Origin of the sequence: Paracoccus hibiscisoli (assembly GCF_005048265.1) — a bacterium.
Lineage (GTDB): Bacteria > Pseudomonadota > Alphaproteobacteria > Rhodobacterales > Rhodobacteraceae > Paracoccus > Paracoccus hibiscisoli.
On sequence record NZ_SUNH01000007.1, the window covers coordinates 22085 to 39002 of the forward strand.

Below are 16918 nucleotides of genomic sequence, written 5' to 3' on the forward strand. Positions count from 1 at the left end.
CGGCGCCATGGATTACCACCGCGCCCAACCCAAGCCTCACAGCGTCCAGGAGGGACAGATGAGCGATACCACCCCTAAGACCGCCGCCATCGTTGAGCTTTTCGATGTCGATTCACCGTTTGAAGGGCCTGCGGTCCGCTGCCGCATCAAGCCTACCGGCCTGATGGTAACCGAAGGTGGCCGCGATGCCTCGGGTCGGGTTTCGCCCGACATCGCAGAAGCCATCGCCAATCTGGCGCTTGCGATCCGGCTGAAGAACGAGGGACGGTCCCAAGCGCATCTGCGCGATGCGATCAGCGAGGCGGGGCCGGGCCACTTCATCACGATCAAGACACGCGAGACTAACACCATCTCCAAAGTCCTGACCGATGGGAACGTCCTGCTGATCGAGGGTAGGCTGATCGACGACAAGCACATCTACGAGCCGGGGGACGTGGTTCCGCGCAGGGTCTGGCATCGCCTCACTGGCAACCCGCCTACCCCCATTGTCGACCCCGACATGACGCCCGAGGAAGCACGCGAGCTGCTGCGCCGCGCGGGGCCTGGGCCGATTAGCTTCACCAAAGACGACACCGCAGCGTCAGGGTTTTACAAGGTCAACGTGCCTAACATAGGCAAGCTGGACGCCAGCAAGATCACGATTAAGGGCGAGGAACAGAAAGCCCCCCCGCTGTTCACCATCCAGAGCAAGCGCGGCGTGGTCGAGATTACCGAATCCGGCGTCCGCGCAAACGATGGCGACCATGATGGCACGCTGATGAAGCACGCCATGGCCGCCCTGCCCCTGATCCTCGAACGCGAGCGCGACCGGCAGCTGTATGGGCCCCATAAGGTGATCAGCCTGCAGGACGCCGTGACGGCGATACGCGAGGCCATCGAGGATGGTGACGACGCGACGGTGGACGCCGCAGGTGATGCCATCGCGGAGCTGGTCCGGTTCATCGGGCGCGCGGATGACGACGACACGGAGCTGGCCGAGGCCATCGCTCACGAGCGCAAGCGGGCGCAGGCCGAGGAAGCAGAGCGCGGCAGCGCAGAGACGATCACCGACGCCGAGGCCCACACGGGCGTTGCCGAGGGGCTGGCCGCAGCAGGACGGCTGACCTTTCGCGGCGAGCCGGTAAAAAAGGACCATCATTTCACAACCAAGGAACACAGGTCGGTCGATCCGGTCACGGGCCGCGTCACGGAAACCACCACGACCACCCATAGCTGGACGCCGCGGCGCTGATGGCCCAGCCCCGCGCCATAGCAACGACATGGGCCGCCACGCGCGGCCCCTTTCGCATGGCGCGGCGATGAATGAGCCGCGATTGGTCCCAGCCCCTGACCGAACCCCTGCCGGCGCCCAGCACGCCGGAAGAATGGGCCGCCTGCCTGGCAGACCCCTGGTGGCGGATATGCTCGGGCGTCCTCTACAAGATCATGGTCAAGGGCGACGACCAGGACGACACGGAGATAGGTCAGCTGGAGCCGTTCTTGCCGAACGTCAACCAGCTGCGGTTCCTGCATCGGTTCCACTATCGCAACACCATCCTGAAAGCCCGGCAGTTGGGCTTCACGACCTTTGCCGCCATCTGGGGGCTGGATCGTGCTTTGTGGACGAAAAACCAACGCTGCGGGATCATCGCGCAGGATCAGGACACGGCATCCGCCATCCTGAAGGACAAGGTGCTGCTGGCCTACGAGAACATGCCGCAGCACATCACCGACGCGATGGGGTTCAAGAACCGCACCGCGAAGGAGCTGCACTTCGCCCACAACAACAGCTCGATGCGCGTGGCCACGTCGATGCGGGGCGGCACCATCCATTTCCTGCACGTCTCGGAGCTGGGCAAGATCAGCGCCACCTATCCGGCCAAGGCCAAGGAGGTCCAGACGGGATCGCTGCCAGCGGTGCCCGCAGCAGGTATCGCCACGATCGAGTCCACCGCCGAGGGCGCAGAGGGGCTGTTCTTTGACATGACCAGCCGCGCCGAAGCCCTCGCCATCTCGAACACGCCCCTGAACAAGGGCGATTACAAGTTCCATTTCTTCCCGTGGTTCATGGAGCCCGGCTATCGGGCCGACCCTGCGCGCGTGCGGATCAGCCTCAAGCAGCACGAGTACTTCGACAAGCTGGAGGCCGAGACAGGCCACTCGATCGATATGCACCAGCGCGCCTGGTATGTGATCAAGCTGGAAGCCGATTTCAGCGGCGACCAGCAGATGATGCAGCAGGAGATGCCCAGCACGCCCGCCGAGGCGTGGTCGCGCAGCACCGCCGGCACATTCCTGACACCCCAGATCACCGCAGCCCGCGCCGCAGGCCGTATCGGGAAAGTGCCGCACGTCGCATCCCTGCCCGTCCACACCTTCTGGGACATTGGCGGCAGCGACGGCACCGGCATCTGGATGGGCCAGCAGGTCGGCCTGTCTATGCACATGATCCGCTACCTGGAGGACTGGAGCAAAGGCTACGCCCACTTCATCAACCAGATCGAGAGCCACGGCTATGTTCTGGGCGATCACTACCTGCCGCACGATGCCGCGGCAGAGCGCCAGGGCAAGGATGGCCTCTATTCGCCCCTGTCCATGCTGCAAGACCTGCGCCCGCGCTGGCGGTTCCACATCGTGCCCCGCATCCACGACTTCACCGCAGGCATCACCATCCTGCGCGAGCGGTTCAACGAGCTGTGGATCGACGCCGAGGGCTGCAAGGAGGGCATCACCCACCTGGAGCTGTACCGCAAGCGGTTTAACACCAGCACCAAGACCTTCGCAGACGAGCCGCAGAAGCATGACGGCCACTCCGAAGCCCCCGACGCCCTGCGCCAGTGGGCGCAAGGGTTCACCCCCTCCCACGCAACAGGCGAGCGGAAGAAGCCCGTGCGCCGCAGATCAGGACTGACAGCATGAGCAACCAAGCCCCCACCCCGAGCCTGACCGATCTGGAAGCGCGCCTTGAGATGTCGATGCGTGCCACGCTGAAAGCCGCCGCCGATGTCGTCGCGGCAGGCGGCAGCGTCGAGGAAACCGCCAGCACCAGCAAGCTGAAGGACGGCCTCCTCGTCCAGGGCATTGTCATGGTGTCGATGACCGGCTTCAAGCAAGAGCCGGTGACGCCGTGAGCTCGCCGCAATCCCCCCGCACCTCGGTGCTGCAATTCGCGGCGCAGGTCGCAGCCCAGCAGACCACAGCAGCCCTGACCGTCATCGCCCTCCGCGAGGATGGCAGCGTCACCATCCAGACCGAGGGCGACGTTGCGATGTTCCTGCTGGCGGTTGAGCAAGCCAAGCACTCCATGCTGGCGAACCTTGGCAAGGAGGGCTGACCAGTGAATCCGCGCTTCAAGCTCGCCCGCATGTCCCTGGACGCCCGCCCGGTGGTCGACCTTGCCATGCGACATTTCGAGACGGTCAGCGGCAATATCCGCGTGACCGGGACATGGTTCATGGACCCGGATACGCGCCGCAGCCAGCCGTGCCTGGTGCTGACCGATGCAACCAAGCCCCTGCGGACCGATCGCGTGGTGCCCTGCATCGTCACCCTGGATCAGGCGTGGCGCTGGACGGTCGAGATGGGCGAGCCCCAGCACGTCTGGCCCATCATCGCAGGATGGATTCGGGAAGGCGTCCTGCCTGGCCAGCCCACGAACAAGCAGGACATGTGGGCTGTTTTTGACGCGATTCAGTGCCGCCTGACTGATATGATGATGATGCCGCCGATGCCTGCCGCCCCGGCCGCGAAATATGGCACGCCCCCCGAAACTGTCGGGGAGCTGGTCATCACGGATCGAAACACCGGGGCGGTGTTGCAAGAGGTGGAGCTGACCAAGCATGTTCGACATTGATTTTTCGGGTGGCCGCATCCTCACGGTGAACGGCCACCCCTACAATTCGCGGCCCGGCGAGGTGCCGTTCATCGACAGCGCGGCTGCGCAAATCCAGAGCGACCAAGGCCGGTCCGTAGGCGAGGCCAAGGTCGACAAGCTAGACCAGCCGAAGGCCCAAGAGCTGTTCAAGCGCCTTCTGGCCATCTATCGCTACGAGTTGGAGCGACAGGCGCAGAACCGCTACGAAATGCGGGTCGATGAGGATTTCTACGATCATATCCAGTGGACGCTGGAGGAGGTCGCAGAGCTTGAAGGCCGTGGGCAAGCGCCGCTGGTGTTCAACCTGATCCAGACCACGATCAACTGGCTGCTGGGCACGCAGCGCCGCGCGCCGCAGGATTACAAGATCCTGCCCCGCACGAAATACGGGCTGCAGTCTGCCGAGTCCAAGACGGAGCTGCTCCGCCACGTCCGCGACGTGAACCACTCGAACCACCATGTCAGCCTGGCATTTGCGGATGCGGTCAAGGCGGGCATCGGCTGGCTTGAGACGGGCGAAGGCGACCCCGCCGAGGGCGTGCGCGTGTTCGATCGGCGCGAGCCCTGGGCCAATATGCTGTGGGACAGCCGCGCGCAGGAGATGGACCTGTCCGACTGTCGCTATGTCACCCGCATGAAATGGCTCGATCTGGACATTGCGGCGGCCCTGTTCCCCAAGCGCATCGGCATCCTCGAAAAGTCCAGGGAAAACCGCCTCTATATGGTCGGCCAGTCGGACTATGGCGACGACGCCAGCGACAGCCACGAGGAAGACACCAACACCAACGTGGGCCACGAGGTCACGTCCGGTGGCGCCTATATCCGCGACCGCATCCGCTGCATCGAGATGTGGTTCAAGATGCCTGCCACAGTGCCGGTTATCTCGGGCGGTCAGTTCCGCGGCGAGGTCTTCGATGAATGGTCGCGCGGCCACTGGGATGAGATGGTCCACGAGCGCGCAACCCTGGTGATGCGCCCCCGCATGGTGATCCATGTGGCCGTGATGACCGAGTTCGGCTTGCTGGACCTGCGCCAGTCGCCCTATCGCCACAACCGCTTCCCCTTCACCCCCATGTGGGGCTATCGCCGCGCGCGCGACGGGATGCCCTATGGCGCGATCCGAGGCCTGCGCGGCCCGCAGCGCGACCTGAACAAGCGCGCGTCCAAGGCCCTGCACCACCTGTCAACGGTTCAGGTGACGGTCGAGGACGGCGCGGTGGATGACATCGAGGAACTGCGCGATGAGGCGGGCCGCCCCGACAGCGTGATCGTCTACAAGGCAGGCAAGCAGCCCCCGAGGATCGACAAGAACACCGAGGTCGCAGCCGCCCATCTGCAGCTGATGGACAAGGACGCGCAGATGATCCAGTCGGTCGGCGGCGTGACCGACGAAAACCTGGGGCGCAGGTCCAACGCCACCAGCGGCAAGGCCATCATGGCCCGGCAGGATCAGGGTTCGCTGGCGACCAGCACCTTCTTTGACAACCTGCGCTATGCGGCCATGCTGCACGGCGAGAAGCAGATCATCAACGTCGAACAGTTCTACACCGAGCAGGATGAAATCCGCATTCTGGACAGCCGGGGCAAGCCTGACTTCAAGCAGGTCAACGACCCCGAGCATCCCGAGAACGCGATCGACATGTTCAAGGCCGACTTCATCATCGAGGAGGAAGATTGGCGGGCCAGCACGCGACAGGCGCAGGCCGAGCAGCTGCTGCAGCTCATGGAACGCCTGGCGGCCACAGCGCCCGAGATCGTTATTCAGACCCTCGATCTGACCATCGAGGCGCTGGACGTGCCGAAGCGGGACGAGATCGTGAAGCGCATCCGGCAGATCACCGGTGCCGCTGACCCCGACGAGGATCCGAACAACCCGAGCGAGGAGACGATCCAGCGTCAGCAGGCCGCCAATGCCGCCGCAGCGATGCAGCAGCGCGCCCAGGAGGCCGAGATTGCCGGTCTGGAGGCCAAGACCGCCAAGACGCAGGTCGAGGCACAGAAGGTCAGCGCAAGCCTGCGTGGGACAAGCCTGGACGATCTGAAGAAGGCCGTCGAGGCCGCGATGCAGATTGCCGGTGCGCCGGCCATCGGTGCCGCCGTCGATCAGATCATGGCCGCCGCGATGGAGGACGCCCAAGCCGAAGGCCAAGCGCCCGCAATGGCCCCCGAGATTGACCCCGCAATGGGCGCTGAACCGCCCATGCCCGACCCGGCAGCACCCCCCGCTGCCCTGCCCATGTGAGAGGAAACACCGTGTCCAAGAGCAACCTGAACACCGCCGCCGAGGATGATCTGCGCGCCATGGGCTTGCCCGCGGCGTTCACGATGGATGACCTGCGCGCGGCCTTCGATCCCGCCGAGATCGCCGCAATGTCCGAGGGCGATGACCCGCTGGTCACTGACCTGCCCGAAGATCTGCGCGCCGCAGGCGTCAAGTCCAAGTCCGCATATGACGAACTGAACGAAACCGCAGAGGAAGGCGACGGCGATGATGGCGATGATGATCCTGATGGCAATGGCGATGCCGATGCAGACGAGGACGATCAGGACGGCGACGAGGGCGACGATCCCGACGCCGAGGGTGACGGCGAAGGCGACGAGGATGCTGGCGACCAGGCCGACGATGGCGCGGACGCGGATGCACCGGGCGATCAGCAGCCGCCCAAAGCGGACACGACGCCCGATCCGGTCCTGACCCTCAAGGACACGGCCGAGCTGGAAACCAAGGTCAACACCTTCGATTCCAAGCTGGAGGACTTGCAGGCGCTATACGACGATGGCGAGCTGACCAACGCCGAGTTCAAGGCCAAGCTGAAGGAGCTGACCACCGAACAGTCGAAGGCCACTGTCGAGCTGGAGCGGGCCCAGGAGGCCAACCAGCGCGTCCAGCAGGAGTATGCGCAGTCCTGGTATGGCAAGGTGGCATCCTACACCGCCGCGCGCCCCGAGCTGATGGACCAGACCCCCATTCCGGGTCTGCCCGAGGGTGCCAGTGCCTTCAAGGTGTTCGACAACGCCCTGCGTCACGTCACCAGCGAGGCCGGGCGTGAAGCGTTCGGGCATCTGACCATGGCCCAGAAGATCGACGCCGCGGCCAAGATCAGCAATGCCTACATCGAACAGACCGCAGGCAAGCCCCTCAAGGCCACCGATCCCAAGCCGAAGCCCAAGGGTGACGGCAAGAAGGCCGAGAAGCCCGGGCCGCGCACCGACAAGCGCCCGGATCGCGTGCAGACCCTGGGCGACGTGCCCGCCGCATCGGACATGGACGTGCAGAACAGCCGCTTTGCAGCCCTGGACAGCATGGACCCGATGGAGGCCGAGGACGCCATCGCCCGCATGAGCAAGTCCGAGCGCGAGAAGTACCTGGCGGGCCAGTAACACGACCGGCGCCCGGCAACGACCGGGCGTCACCACACACACGAGGGACGGACGATGACGAAATCACGCGGCGGATATGGGCTGATGCGAACCTGTAGTGTCGCAAGCGGGCCCGTGTCCATCAGGATCGGTGAAATCACCGTCACCATCGCCCGTCTGCGGGACCAGACAGCCGATATCGGCGTCAAGGCACCACCCGAGATGTCCATCACGTTCGAGGATGGCCGCTCCGTCCATGATACTGTTGAGAACGCTATTCGATCCGTGTTAAAAGACGAGCACTGACCTCAAAGCACAGGATGTGTCGCGAAGTCGCAAACCCAACGGTCTGTGACAGGAGCCACATCCATGAAGACCACCTTTGGAATCAATTCGCCCCAAGCCGTGAAGCGGTGGGCGAACGACCTTGCCACCCAAACCAGCAAAGAGATGTATTTCACCAAGTTCATCGGAACGGGTGAGAACAACATCATCGAGCGCAAGGTCGACCTCGAACAGGCGGCTGGCGACGAGATCATCTTCGACCTGAACATGAGCCTGCGCGGCGACATGACCGAGGGCGACGATGTTGTCGAGGGCCGTGAGGAAAACCTGACCTTCCTGCAGGACCGCGTTCGGATCGACCAGGCACGCAAGGGCACCGACGCCGGTGGCCGCATGACGCGCAAGCGCACGCTGCACAACCTGCGCACCATCGCCCGCGACCGCACCGCCGAGTTCACCGCCGAGTGGACCGACGAGCTGATGATCGTCTATCTGTCCGGCGCGCAGCCCGGCCAGTATGTGAACGAGGACGCCAAGGTTCGTCGGCCCTTCGCCAGCAACCCGATCGAGGCGCCCGACAGCTATCACATGGTCTATGGCGGTTCCGCCGTGTCGAAAGCCACGCTGGAAGTCACCCACACCATGTCGCGCGAGCTGATCGAGCGCACCTCCGTCATGCCCAAGATGATGACGGCCATCGACCCCACCGGCCAGACCGTCAAGATGAGCCCGGTTCGGCTGGAGGAAGGCGGCAAGCACTTCCTGATGCTGATGTCGCCGTTCCAGATGCACGACCTGCGCAACGGCGCGGGCGACCTGGGCTGGGCCGCCATCCAGAAGTCGGCCGCCGCCGCCGAAGGCAAGAACAACCCGCTGTTCAAGGGTGGTTCGGGCATGATCAACAACACGGTGCTGCACGAGCATGAGAACGTGCGCCGCTTCCGCGACTATGGCGCCGGCCAGAACGTCGAGGCACACCGCGCGCTGTTCATGGGCCGTCAGGCGGGCGTGCTGGCCTACGGCAACGGTGGCAGCGGCAGCCGCTTCCAGTGGGTCGAGGAAAGCAAGGACGCGGGCAACCGTGTCGCCATCTACTGCGGCGCGATCTTGGGCTTCAAGAAGTCCCGCTTCGGTGGCCGCGACTTCGGCGTCATCACCGTGGACACCGCGTCCAAGAACCCGAACCCGGCCATCGCGGCCTGATAAGCGCCCGACCGGTCCCAGCACGGGGCCGGTCTTTCCCCCATACGCCAGCAGGAGACACCGATGGCTATCAAGACCTCCAAGTACACGGGCGGGAACGGGCGCAAACAGCTTCCGTCGCCCTATGTCGCTCACGTCGCCACCACCGAGATTGTGGAACACGTCTTCACCGAGGCCGTGGCCGCCGCCGACATTCTCGAACTGTGCTACCTGCCCCCGAACTGCCGGATCACCGATCTGCGCATCCAGACGGTCGGCACAGGTGCGGCAACCCTGACCATGGGCCTCATGTCGGGCGATGTCGGCAGTCTCAGCGCCGCCCGCACGATCGGAACCGAGCTGTTCAACGCCCAGGCCACGCCGACCACGGTTCAGGCCGCGACCCTCGCCAACCTGGCCGCGCTGATGTCCTCGCCCATGCCGCGTTCGATCGGCGTGCAGTTCTCGGCCAACGTCGCCGCGAACCCCGTCAACAAGATCATGGCGATCATCACCTACGCCTCGACCTGATCCGGCGACGGATAGGACGATAACCCAGCCCCGGCCATTCCCCCGGCCGGGGCTTTTTCCCAAGGAGAGAGGCCCATGCATATCGAACGCACCCTGCGCGACACCGGCGGGACGAAAGTCCGCCTGGGCGCGACCGAATACCATTTCAAGGAGCTGTGGGCCGATGGGCCGCATGTCGTCCCGGTCGAGGACGAGGACCATCAGGCCACGTTCCTGGCAGTGCCCGAGGGCTACCGCAAATATGCCGGCCCGCTGCCCGAGACGCTGACCCTTGGCGCCATCCCGGTCCTGACGCCCGCGCTGACCGCACCCGTCCAGCAGGAGCCCGCGCCGGTCCCGACGCAGCAGGATGCCAAGCCCGAGCAAGGCCAGAACGACCAGCAGCAGGCGCCCGATCCGGGTGCGATCAGCGGCGACAAGAACGGTGATGGCGTGGTCGACGGCAGCGAGGCCGCGGCGATCCTGGCCGCCCTGCCCGAGGGCGAGCTGCGCGCCCTGTTTGAATCCGAGATCGGCCGGAAGGCCCATCACAACGCCAAGCCCGAAACCATGATCGCTCAGATCGTCGCCGCGCGCGAAGAAGCTGCCGGTTCGAAGAAGGAAGCCTGATCCATGGCCGTCGCCGCATCCGTCATCATGAAGCGAGCCTCCACCATCCTGCAGGATGCGGATGCGGTGCGCTGGACCCCCATGGAGCTGCTGGACTGGCTGAACGAGGCGCAGCGCGCCGTTGTGATCGCCAAGCCGAACGCAAAGAGCGGAACCGCCGTGTTCAACCTTGTGTCGGGCACGCGCCAGACCCTGCCCGAGCAATACACCATCCTGTCGCGCATCATCCGCAACGGCGGCGCGACGGGCAAGGCCATCCGGCAGCTGGCCAGGCGCGAGATCCTCGATGCGCAACTGCCCGGCTGGCATAACACCGCCGTCCTGCCCTTCAACGCGCAAGCAGACTATGCCTTCCAGGACATGATGAACCCGCGCGAATTCTATGTGGCGCCCGGCAATACCGGGACCGGCAGCATCGAGGCGGTTGTCGGCATGGTCCCCGCCAACGTCGCGGCCCCGTCGAGCGGGTCGCAGCTGGACATCGCGGCCTATACGGGGACCGTGGACCTGCCCGACATCTATCAGTCGATCCTGCTGGACTTCCTGCTGTTCCGGGCCTTCTCAAAGGACAGCGCCGCGCCCGACGCCGCGCAGCGCGCCCAGACCCATCTGGGGCTTGCCACCGCTGCCCTGGGCGGCATGGGCGCGTCCGAGATGGCGATGAGCATGGCGACGGCCTTCCTGACCCAGCCCGCAGCGGGGTAAGGCCATGGCCGTCCAGCTGGTCAGCACCGCCACGCTTCTACCCCAGATCGCGCCGTTCGCGCCAACCTGCCCGGCCTTCGTGGCCGAGCAGCAAATCCGCATGGCAGCGATCGAGCTGGCCGAGGTCAGCCGGTCCTGGCGGCACGTCACCACCATCAGCGCCGTCGCAGCCGATGAGACGCTGGTGGCGCCGCCCTTCACCGCGATCCATGAAATCGAGTTCGCGGAGTTCGAGGGCCAGCCCCTGACGCCGATCCAGTTCAGCACGTTCGAGCAGGGGGGCGAGGGCCGCCCGACGCACATCAGCCAGATCAGCCCCGGCGGCATCTGCCTTTCCCCCTTCATGCCGGGCACCCTGCGCGTGAGCCTGTTCCTCAAGCCCCGCGCCGACAACGCCATGGGCGGCAACCCCGTCAAGCCGTTCGAGGACGCCCACAACGTGATCCCCGACTTCTTCGTCTATCTGCACGGCAGCACCCTCACCATGGGCGCACTGGCCCGCATCTATGCCATCCCCGACGAGCCCTGGACCGACGAGGGCCGGGCCGCCTTCTACAACGCCGAGTTCATCCGCAAGCGTGACAGCACGTTCCGCGCCAACCTGCGCGGCCAGCAGCGGGCCAAGCTGCGCACTCGTTTCAGGGATATGTGACCATGGCCCGGATCGCGCTGCGCGGGTTCACCGGCGAAAGCCCGCGGACCGAACCCTATTACCTGCCCGAGCAAGCCGCGACGGTGGCGCTGGACGCGGCCATGCGCGGCGGGAGCCTGACGCCGTTCCGCGCCAACAGCGACCCGGTGGTGGTGTTCGAGACGAACCGGCAGACGATCTACCTGCACGGCGCCGAGTGGCTGGCATGGAACACCGATGCCGACCCCGTGCCCGGGCCGGTCGCGCAGGACCGCCTTTACATCAGCTTCGCCAACACCGCGCCCATCATCCGCGTGGATGGGGCTGAATACCCCCTGCATCTGGGGCGCCCTGGCGCAAAGCCGACCCTAACGCGGCAAGGCACCTTCGACGCCGACACAGCGGAGTTGGTGGCCTATGCCTTCACCTGGGTAACGTCTCTGGGCGAGGAAAGCGGCCCCAGCCCGGTATCGGCACCGATCCTGTGGTCACCCGGCACAACAATCACTGTGGGCAGTCTACCGGCCACCCCGCCTGCTGGGCGGCTGGTCACGCAAAAGCGCATCTATCGCAGCGTGACCAGCACCAGCGGGGCGACGGAGCTGTTCTTCGTGGCAGAGATCCCGGCAACCGATGTGACCTATATCCATGACATCGCGACGGCGCCGATTGCCGAGGCGATCCCAACCGCCGATTTCAACGCCGCGCCCACCAACCTGCGCGGCCTGACCGGGCTGCCCAATGGGTTCATGGCGGGCTTCGCGGGCAAGGAGCTGTTTTTCAGCGAGCCCTTTCAGCCGCACGCCTGGCCGAACAAGTATCGCCAGACGATGAATGACACGATCATCGGGCTGGCGGCCTTCGGCACCGTGCTGGCCGTGCTGACCACCGGCAATCCGGTCACGCTGCAGGGGATGCACCCCGACCAGCTGACCGCCGAGAAGGTCGAGCAGCCGTTCCCCTGCATGTCCAAGCGCGGCATCGTGGATATGGGCTATTCGGCGGTGTTCCCGTCCAGCGATGGGCTTGTGTCGATCAGCAGCCAGGGCGGTCAGCTCATTTCGGATTCGATCTGGACCCGTGAACAGTGGCTGGCGTTGCAGCCGACCACCTTCATCGCGGCCCGCATCGGCACCTTCTATGCGTTCAGCTACATCCCCTTGGGTGGAGGCGCGCGGAAGATGGCGATGATCGACCCCGCGTCGCCGCAGCCGACCCTTCTGCCCGTCTCGGATGGGTCCAGCGCGGTCTATACCCAGATCAGCAGCGGCAACAGCTTCATCCTCGGGACTGACATGCGCAGCGTGCGCCGGTTCGACAACCCGTCGAGCGCCAAGCGCAGCTTCACCTGGCGGTCAAAGCCGTTCCGCCTGCCCTTCGCCCGGTCCATGGGCGCGATCCGCGTGGATGCCCGCGCGGCGGCCGGCGAGACGATGACCACGCGCATCTATGCCGATGGCGTGCTGCGCCACACCACCACCAGGATCAATGAGCCCGTGCGCCTGCCCGCAGGCGAGTTCACCGACTGGCAGATCGAGATGACCGGCACCGCCACCGTGATGCAGCTCGCCATGGCGCAATCGCTGGCGGAGCTGGGATGATGGATGCCCGCCTCAAGACCCAGATCGAGGAATTGCTTGGCCTGCGCCCCGGCGCGGTGGCCAAGCGCGCCGTGCGGTTCTCGGACCTGAAGAACGGGCTGGCCGGGGTCGGCGGTGGATTTGACGCGGCAGCGGTAAAGCGGATCGCGGAGACGGTCGCGCGGGAGGTGGCAGAGGGCTATGACGGCGCGAACGTCGATCTGGGACAGCTGCAGGCCGATATTGACGCCGCAGCAGCCGAGGCCGCAGCGGCCCGCGCCGAGGTCATCAACGCGGTCAGCGCGGCCAATGACGCACAAGCCTATGCGGATGCGCTGGTCAACGCCGTGCGTTCCGATCTGGCCGCCGACTTCACGCAGGCCCAAGAGGCCGCCACCGTCGCGGCACAGCAGATACAGACAGCCGCCGACGCCGTGCTGGCCGAGGCCGTGCGGGTCCAGGACTGGAGCGCAGAGGCGCAGGTAGGGGCCACACAGGCGCAGGCCGCGCGTGATCTGGCCGTCATTGCCCGGCAAGGCGCGCAGGGGCATGAGGCCGCGGCAGAGCTGGCCGCAGGCGTGGCCGCGACCGCCCGCGATCAGGCCGGGGCCCAGGCTGACGCAGCGGCTACGTCGCGCACGCAGGCTGCGGGGTTCGCGTCGGATTCTTCGGCCAGCGCCATCGCCAGCGAGCAATCGCGGCTGGCGGCAGATGCGGCGCGCGGCGGGGCCGAGAATGCCGAGGCCGGGGCGCAGGCCGCCCGCGACACCAGTGTCAGCGCCAAGAACGACGCAGAGGGCGCCAGCTCGCAGGCGCAGACCAGCGCCAACCTGGCCGCGCAATCGCGCACCGATGCAGCCGGGTTCGCTGACGCGGCGGGCACCGCCCGCACGCAGGCCCAGAACAGCGCGTCGGCGGCGGCTGGCAGCGCCAGCACGGCGGCCACACAAGCCACGAATGCAGGCAGCAGTGCCACGGCGGCTAACAGTTCGCGCATTGCGGCCGAGGCCGCGCGCGACGGGGCCAACGCCGCCAATGCCAGCGCGGGCATCAACCGCGACCAGGCGGTGACCGCGCGCCAGAACGCCGAGACGGCGGCAGCGGGCGCACAGGAAAGCCTGCGGCTGACGGCAGAGGTCAGTGGGCGTGATATGTCCGTCATCAATGATACCTTCCTGCAGTCGTCGGACTGGATACGCTGGAACAGCGGCGGTTCTTTGCTGAACCTGCCGAACAGCGTCTATCCTATCGGGCGCGATTGGCGGTTCACGGTCGGCGCCACCCAAGACGATGGCATGGCTATCATTGGAAGCCCTCCGACAATCTGGACCGGCCAGCTGAACGCGGACGCCTATGCCATCGAGGTGGAGTTTACCCTGAACAGCGGCACGCTTACAGGCGCGGGGATTGGCTTGTGGTGGATCAATACGGCAGGGACAGAATGGGCGCCACGCCTTAACCTGGCGGATATGGTTTCAGGGCCGCGCACCAACGCGCAGACCACCCAAACCGCGCGCGGTATCATTGTGCGGCCCGCAGGCTTCACCGGCACACTCGCCAGCCATCGCCTCTATGCTTTCGCCAACTGGATCGGCCTGGGCCTTCGGGCGGCCAAGACGATCACGTTCCATCGAATCCGCATCCGCCCTGCGACCGCCGAGGAATTGGGGCGCGGAGAGGTCGCGGCGGGCGTCCAGGCGAACCTGCTGGTCAACTATCTGACCAGCGCGCAGACGAACCAGGCCGTCGCAGACCTTGAGGAACGCCTGACGGCGGCCATGGGCGGCAGTCTCGCCGCCGTGCGCCGGTCGGCTACCGCCATTGCCAACCTGTCAGGCAGCGTTGCGCGGATCGTGAATATTGCGACCGTCAATGGACAGCCGGTGGGCGCAGGCATCGAGGCAGTGGCCTTCAACAACACCGGGGGCTCCAGCGGTACGCTACTGAAGCTGGTCGGGGATAACGTGGTGGCCAAGGGCACGTTGTCTGCCAGCGCCCTTGTCGTCGGCCTGGGCAAGAACCTGATCCCCGATCCGCAGTTCCTGAACGGGTTGCAGGACATCGGACAGTTTGTCGGCGGCGGGCAGACAGCCACCTTTGGTTTGCGGAAGGCCCCCCAGACATGGGGTGGTGCTCAATATCCCAGCCTTGAGATATTCCAGGGCAACACCTTCAGCGGCGGATTTGCTGACGCGGTGTTCAGGCCCGTGCAAAACGAGGCAGGAGACGGGGGGTTCATCCCCTGCGAGGGCAACGCTTGGTATATGGCATCGGGCAAAGTCTCGAACCACCGGGCCAATGGGCAGCTGATCTTTTCGTGGTTCACCGCAGACGGAACGCCGATTAGTTCGGTGAACAGCCCGCAGTTCGATTATGGCTCGCAATCGTCCACGAACCCCGAGACGTGGCAGCGCGCGCAGTTTCTAGCGCGAGCCCCTGCCAACGCCGCCCTGATGCGGGTCCACTTCCGCAAGCTGGGCACCAAGAGCGGCACGAACAGCTTCATGTTCATCTACAAGCCACAGGTCGAGGAAACCCACGAGGACGCAACTGCTCCGACCGCCTGGGATGCCGGGGGCTCGACCTACATCAACGGCAGCCGGATGATCACCGACACGTTCGATGCGACCCGGCTTATCAGAACGCCCGACATTCGAGCGATCATGGGCCGCTTCGGGAGCCTGACGGCTGCGAACATCAGTGTGGGCGTCGGAGAAGTCGGCACGATCATGCTGAACGGCAATGCCGTCACGGTAGGGGCCGGTCAGGAGCTGGGCAATTTCGTGCCCGGAAACGGGGCGTGGCAGGTCGCCAACAGCGTCTCATACACCCTCCCCTTCTCCGGGGCCGTGACGATCCAGTGGTTCGCATCTCAAAACTACCTGGTGCGCCAGAGCCAAGCTATCGGGATACGCCTACGGATCAACGGGACTGTTCAGTGGTCGCGGATCGCGGGCGACCCGAACGGGGGGGCCACGATCGAACAGGACTGGCTGGTCATGGGATGGCGGCGGCTTCTGGGCGCGGGCACGCATAACATCGTGGTCGACTGGTGGTCGAACAACGCCAACCTGCGGCTAGAAACGAGATCGCTGATGATAAATGGGGCGATGCGATGAGCGGCTATGCGATTATCGACCCAACAGGGCTGGTCATTGGCCGCGAGGAAGGATCGTCCTTCCTGAACGCCGTGAATGGGGGCGGGGCCTTCGGAACCGTGGTGCTGTTGAAAGATGGCGAGACAGTCGCGGTCAACCAAACCGCGTTCATCGACAACGAGTTCGTTTCCATCCCCCCGCGGCCTGCGCCTTGGGCAACCTGGTCGGGATCGGAATGGATCGACCCGCGCACGCCAGCGGACATGCAGGCGGCGCTTTATGCCGCGCGGGATGCCGCAACCCGCGAGAAGTCGGATTTACTCATGACGATGATGGCCGTGGGCGCACTTTCCCAGGAAGATGCGCGGGCCGCAGCGCGAGGCGAAGTGCCTCCGTCCTACCAAGCCGCTTTCGATCAACTGCCGCTGGAAGCGCAAACCTATGCCCTGGTGAAGTGGCCTTCGGATCAGGTCATCAGCCGGAACAACCCTATGGTGCTGCTATTCGCCCATGAGGCGAACATCACGCCCGAGCAGCTGGACGAGTTTTTCGGCGTCCAGACACCGACCTGAGAGAGAGGAAAAGACCATGGCGACCAAGATCACCTTCATGACCAACCAGCAGGCGCATCACCTGGAGGTCGCAAAGCAGCTGACCGGATCGGATGGGTTCATGTCCGACGCCCGCGCCATCGCAGCCTATCTGCCGGGCGACACCGGCATGGACCTGCTGGCCGTGGCCGTGTTCGAGTGTTTCCGGGGTGGCCGTGCCGAGCTGCACCTTGGCTGCGCGCCGGGCAAGCGCCTGACGCCGGAGATCATCACCACCGTCAGCACGCTTGCCTTCCATCCCAAGTTCTTCGGGGTGGACACGCTGGTCTGCCGGGTTCCGACGCAGAACGTGAACGCGATCTGCACGCTCCTGAAGATCGGTTTCGAGGTCGAATACCGTGACCGCTCTAGCGTTGTCGGCGGCGGGGATGGTATCGTGCTGTCACTGTCCAAAGAGACGGTATTGGCCTCTGCCGGGCCTGTCGATGAAGATTACCGGGCCCAGATGGCACCGGTCGAACAGGAGTAAGGCA

17 protein-coding genes are annotated in these 16918 nt (G+C 65.3%); all 17 read left to right on the top strand.

The window, feature by feature from the left end; translation table 11 throughout:
- Positions 1–58 precede the first annotated feature (58 nt).
- The 17 genes from FA740_RS05315 (at position 59) to FA740_RS05395 (ending at position 16914) form a co-directional block, all read left to right on the top strand.
- Positions 59–1231 carry a hypothetical protein gene (locus FA740_RS05315; RefSeq protein WP_136855745.1) on the top strand — a complete coding sequence of 391 codons (1173 nt, stop codon included), beginning with the start codon at positions 59–61 and terminating at the stop codon, positions 1229–1231.
- A 71-nt stretch (positions 1232–1302) separates the two neighbouring features.
- Positions 1303–2898 (top strand): terminase large subunit, encoded by a 1596-nt coding sequence (locus FA740_RS05320; protein WP_136855746.1) that lies wholly within the window; start codon positions 1303–1305, stop codon positions 2896–2898.
- Positions 2895–3110: a hypothetical protein gene (locus tag FA740_RS05325; RefSeq protein ID WP_136855747.1), complete on the top strand. Its 216-nt coding sequence runs from the start codon at positions 2895–2897 to the stop codon at positions 3108–3110. The genes FA740_RS05320 and FA740_RS05325 overlap by 4 nt, the downstream gene beginning before the upstream one ends.
- A complete protein-coding gene (locus FA740_RS05330) occupies positions 3107–3313 on the top strand; it encodes a hypothetical protein (protein WP_136855748.1) in 207 nt (68 codons plus the stop codon). The genes FA740_RS05325 and FA740_RS05330 overlap by 4 nt, the downstream gene beginning before the upstream one ends.
- 3 nt (positions 3314–3316) lie before the next feature.
- Positions 3317–3832, top strand: a complete 516-nt coding sequence (locus FA740_RS05335; RefSeq protein WP_136855749.1) for a hypothetical protein — start codon at positions 3317–3319, stop codon at positions 3830–3832.
- The gene (locus FA740_RS05340) at positions 3819–6095 is read left to right on the top strand and encodes a portal protein (protein WP_136855750.1); all 2277 of its coding nucleotides are present in this window, start codon (positions 3819–3821) and stop codon (positions 6093–6095) included. Before FA740_RS05335 ends, FA740_RS05340 begins: the two co-directional genes overlap by 14 nt.
- Before the next feature lie 11 nt (positions 6096–6106).
- Complete coding sequence (locus FA740_RS05345) at positions 6107–7234, top strand: SHOCT domain-containing protein (RefSeq protein WP_136855751.1); 1128 nt, start codon at positions 6107–6109, stop codon at positions 7232–7234.
- Positions 7235–7288: 54 nt separating this feature from the next.
- Positions 7289–7519, top strand: coding sequence for a carbon storage regulator (locus FA740_RS05350; RefSeq protein WP_136855752.1), 231 nt, complete (start codon positions 7289–7291; stop codon positions 7517–7519).
- 63 nt (positions 7520–7582) lie between these two features.
- Positions 7583–8701, top strand: a complete 1119-nt coding sequence (locus FA740_RS05355) for a N4-gp56 family major capsid protein (RefSeq protein WP_136855753.1) — start codon at positions 7583–7585, stop codon at positions 8699–8701.
- A gap of 63 nt (positions 8702–8764) precedes the next feature.
- The gene (locus tag FA740_RS05360; protein WP_136855754.1) at positions 8765–9211 is read left to right on the top strand and encodes a hypothetical protein; all 447 of its coding nucleotides are present in this window, start codon (positions 8765–8767) and stop codon (positions 9209–9211) included.
- A gap of 75 nt (positions 9212–9286) precedes the next feature.
- The gene (locus FA740_RS05365; protein WP_136855755.1) at positions 9287–9820 is read left to right on the top strand and encodes a hypothetical protein; all 534 of its coding nucleotides are present in this window, start codon (positions 9287–9289) and stop codon (positions 9818–9820) included.
- A 27-nt stretch (positions 9821–9847) separates the two neighbouring features.
- The gene (locus FA740_RS05370) at positions 9848–10525 is read left to right on the top strand and encodes a phage adaptor protein (RefSeq protein ID WP_136855756.1); all 678 of its coding nucleotides are present in this window, start codon (positions 9848–9850) and stop codon (positions 10523–10525) included.
- Positions 10526–10529: 4 nt separating this feature from the next.
- Positions 10530–11177, top strand: coding sequence for a hypothetical protein (locus tag FA740_RS05375; RefSeq protein WP_136855757.1), 648 nt, complete (start codon positions 10530–10532; stop codon positions 11175–11177).
- A gap of 2 nt (positions 11178–11179) precedes the next feature.
- Positions 11180–12757 carry a hypothetical protein gene (locus FA740_RS05380; protein WP_136855758.1) on the top strand — a complete coding sequence of 526 codons (1578 nt, stop codon included), beginning with the start codon at positions 11180–11182 and terminating at the stop codon, positions 12755–12757.
- A gap of 56 nt (positions 12758–12813) precedes the next feature.
- Positions 12814–15855 (top strand): hypothetical protein, encoded by a 3042-nt coding sequence (locus FA740_RS05385; protein WP_136855759.1) that lies wholly within the window; start codon positions 12814–12816, stop codon positions 15853–15855.
- Positions 15852–16406, top strand: coding sequence for a hypothetical protein (locus tag FA740_RS05390; RefSeq protein WP_136855760.1), 555 nt, complete (start codon positions 15852–15854; stop codon positions 16404–16406). The genes FA740_RS05385 and FA740_RS05390 overlap by 4 nt, the downstream gene beginning before the upstream one ends.
- A 16-nt stretch (positions 16407–16422) precedes the next feature.
- A complete protein-coding gene (locus FA740_RS05395) occupies positions 16423–16914 on the top strand; it encodes a hypothetical protein (protein ID WP_136855761.1) in 492 nt (163 codons plus the stop codon).
- The last annotated feature ends 4 nt before the right edge of the window (positions 16915–16918 follow it).

What these genes read in the sequence shown, in the direction of transcription:
- FA740_RS05315 (WP_136855745.1), top strand. Translation starts at nt 59, where the DNA reads ATGAGCGATACCACCCCTAAGACCGCCGCCATCGTTGAGCTTTTCGAT.
- FA740_RS05370 (WP_136855756.1), top strand. Translation starts at nt 9,848, where the DNA reads ATGAAGCGAGCCTCCACCATCCTGCAGGATGCGGATGCGGTGCGCTGG.
- FA740_RS05395 (WP_136855761.1), top strand. Translation starts at nt 16,423, where the DNA reads ATGGCGACCAAGATCACCTTCATGACCAACCAGCAGGCGCATCACCTG.
- FA740_RS05320 (WP_136855746.1), top strand. Translation starts at nt 1,303, where the DNA reads ATGAGCCGCGATTGGTCCCAGCCCCTGACCGAACCCCTGCCGGCGCCC.
- FA740_RS05350 (WP_136855752.1), top strand. Translation starts at nt 7,289, where the DNA reads ATGACGAAATCACGCGGCGGATATGGGCTGATGCGAACCTGTAGTGTC.
- FA740_RS05325 (WP_136855747.1), top strand. Translation starts at nt 2,895, where the DNA reads ATGAGCAACCAAGCCCCCACCCCGAGCCTGACCGATCTGGAAGCGCGC.
- FA740_RS05380 (WP_136855758.1), top strand. Translation starts at nt 11,180, where the DNA reads ATGGCCCGGATCGCGCTGCGCGGGTTCACCGGCGAAAGCCCGCGGACC.
- FA740_RS05375 (WP_136855757.1), top strand. Translation starts at nt 10,530, where the DNA reads ATGGCCGTCCAGCTGGTCAGCACCGCCACGCTTCTACCCCAGATCGCG.
- FA740_RS05390 (WP_136855760.1), top strand. Translation starts at nt 15,852, where the DNA reads ATGAGCGGCTATGCGATTATCGACCCAACAGGGCTGGTCATTGGCCGC.
- FA740_RS05355 (WP_136855753.1), top strand. Translation starts at nt 7,583, where the DNA reads ATGAAGACCACCTTTGGAATCAATTCGCCCCAAGCCGTGAAGCGGTGG.
- FA740_RS05365 (WP_136855755.1), top strand. Translation starts at nt 9,287, where the DNA reads ATGCATATCGAACGCACCCTGCGCGACACCGGCGGGACGAAAGTCCGC.
- FA740_RS05360 (WP_136855754.1), top strand. Translation starts at nt 8,765, where the DNA reads ATGGCTATCAAGACCTCCAAGTACACGGGCGGGAACGGGCGCAAACAG.
- FA740_RS05340 (WP_136855750.1), top strand. Translation starts at nt 3,819, where the DNA reads ATGTTCGACATTGATTTTTCGGGTGGCCGCATCCTCACGGTGAACGGC.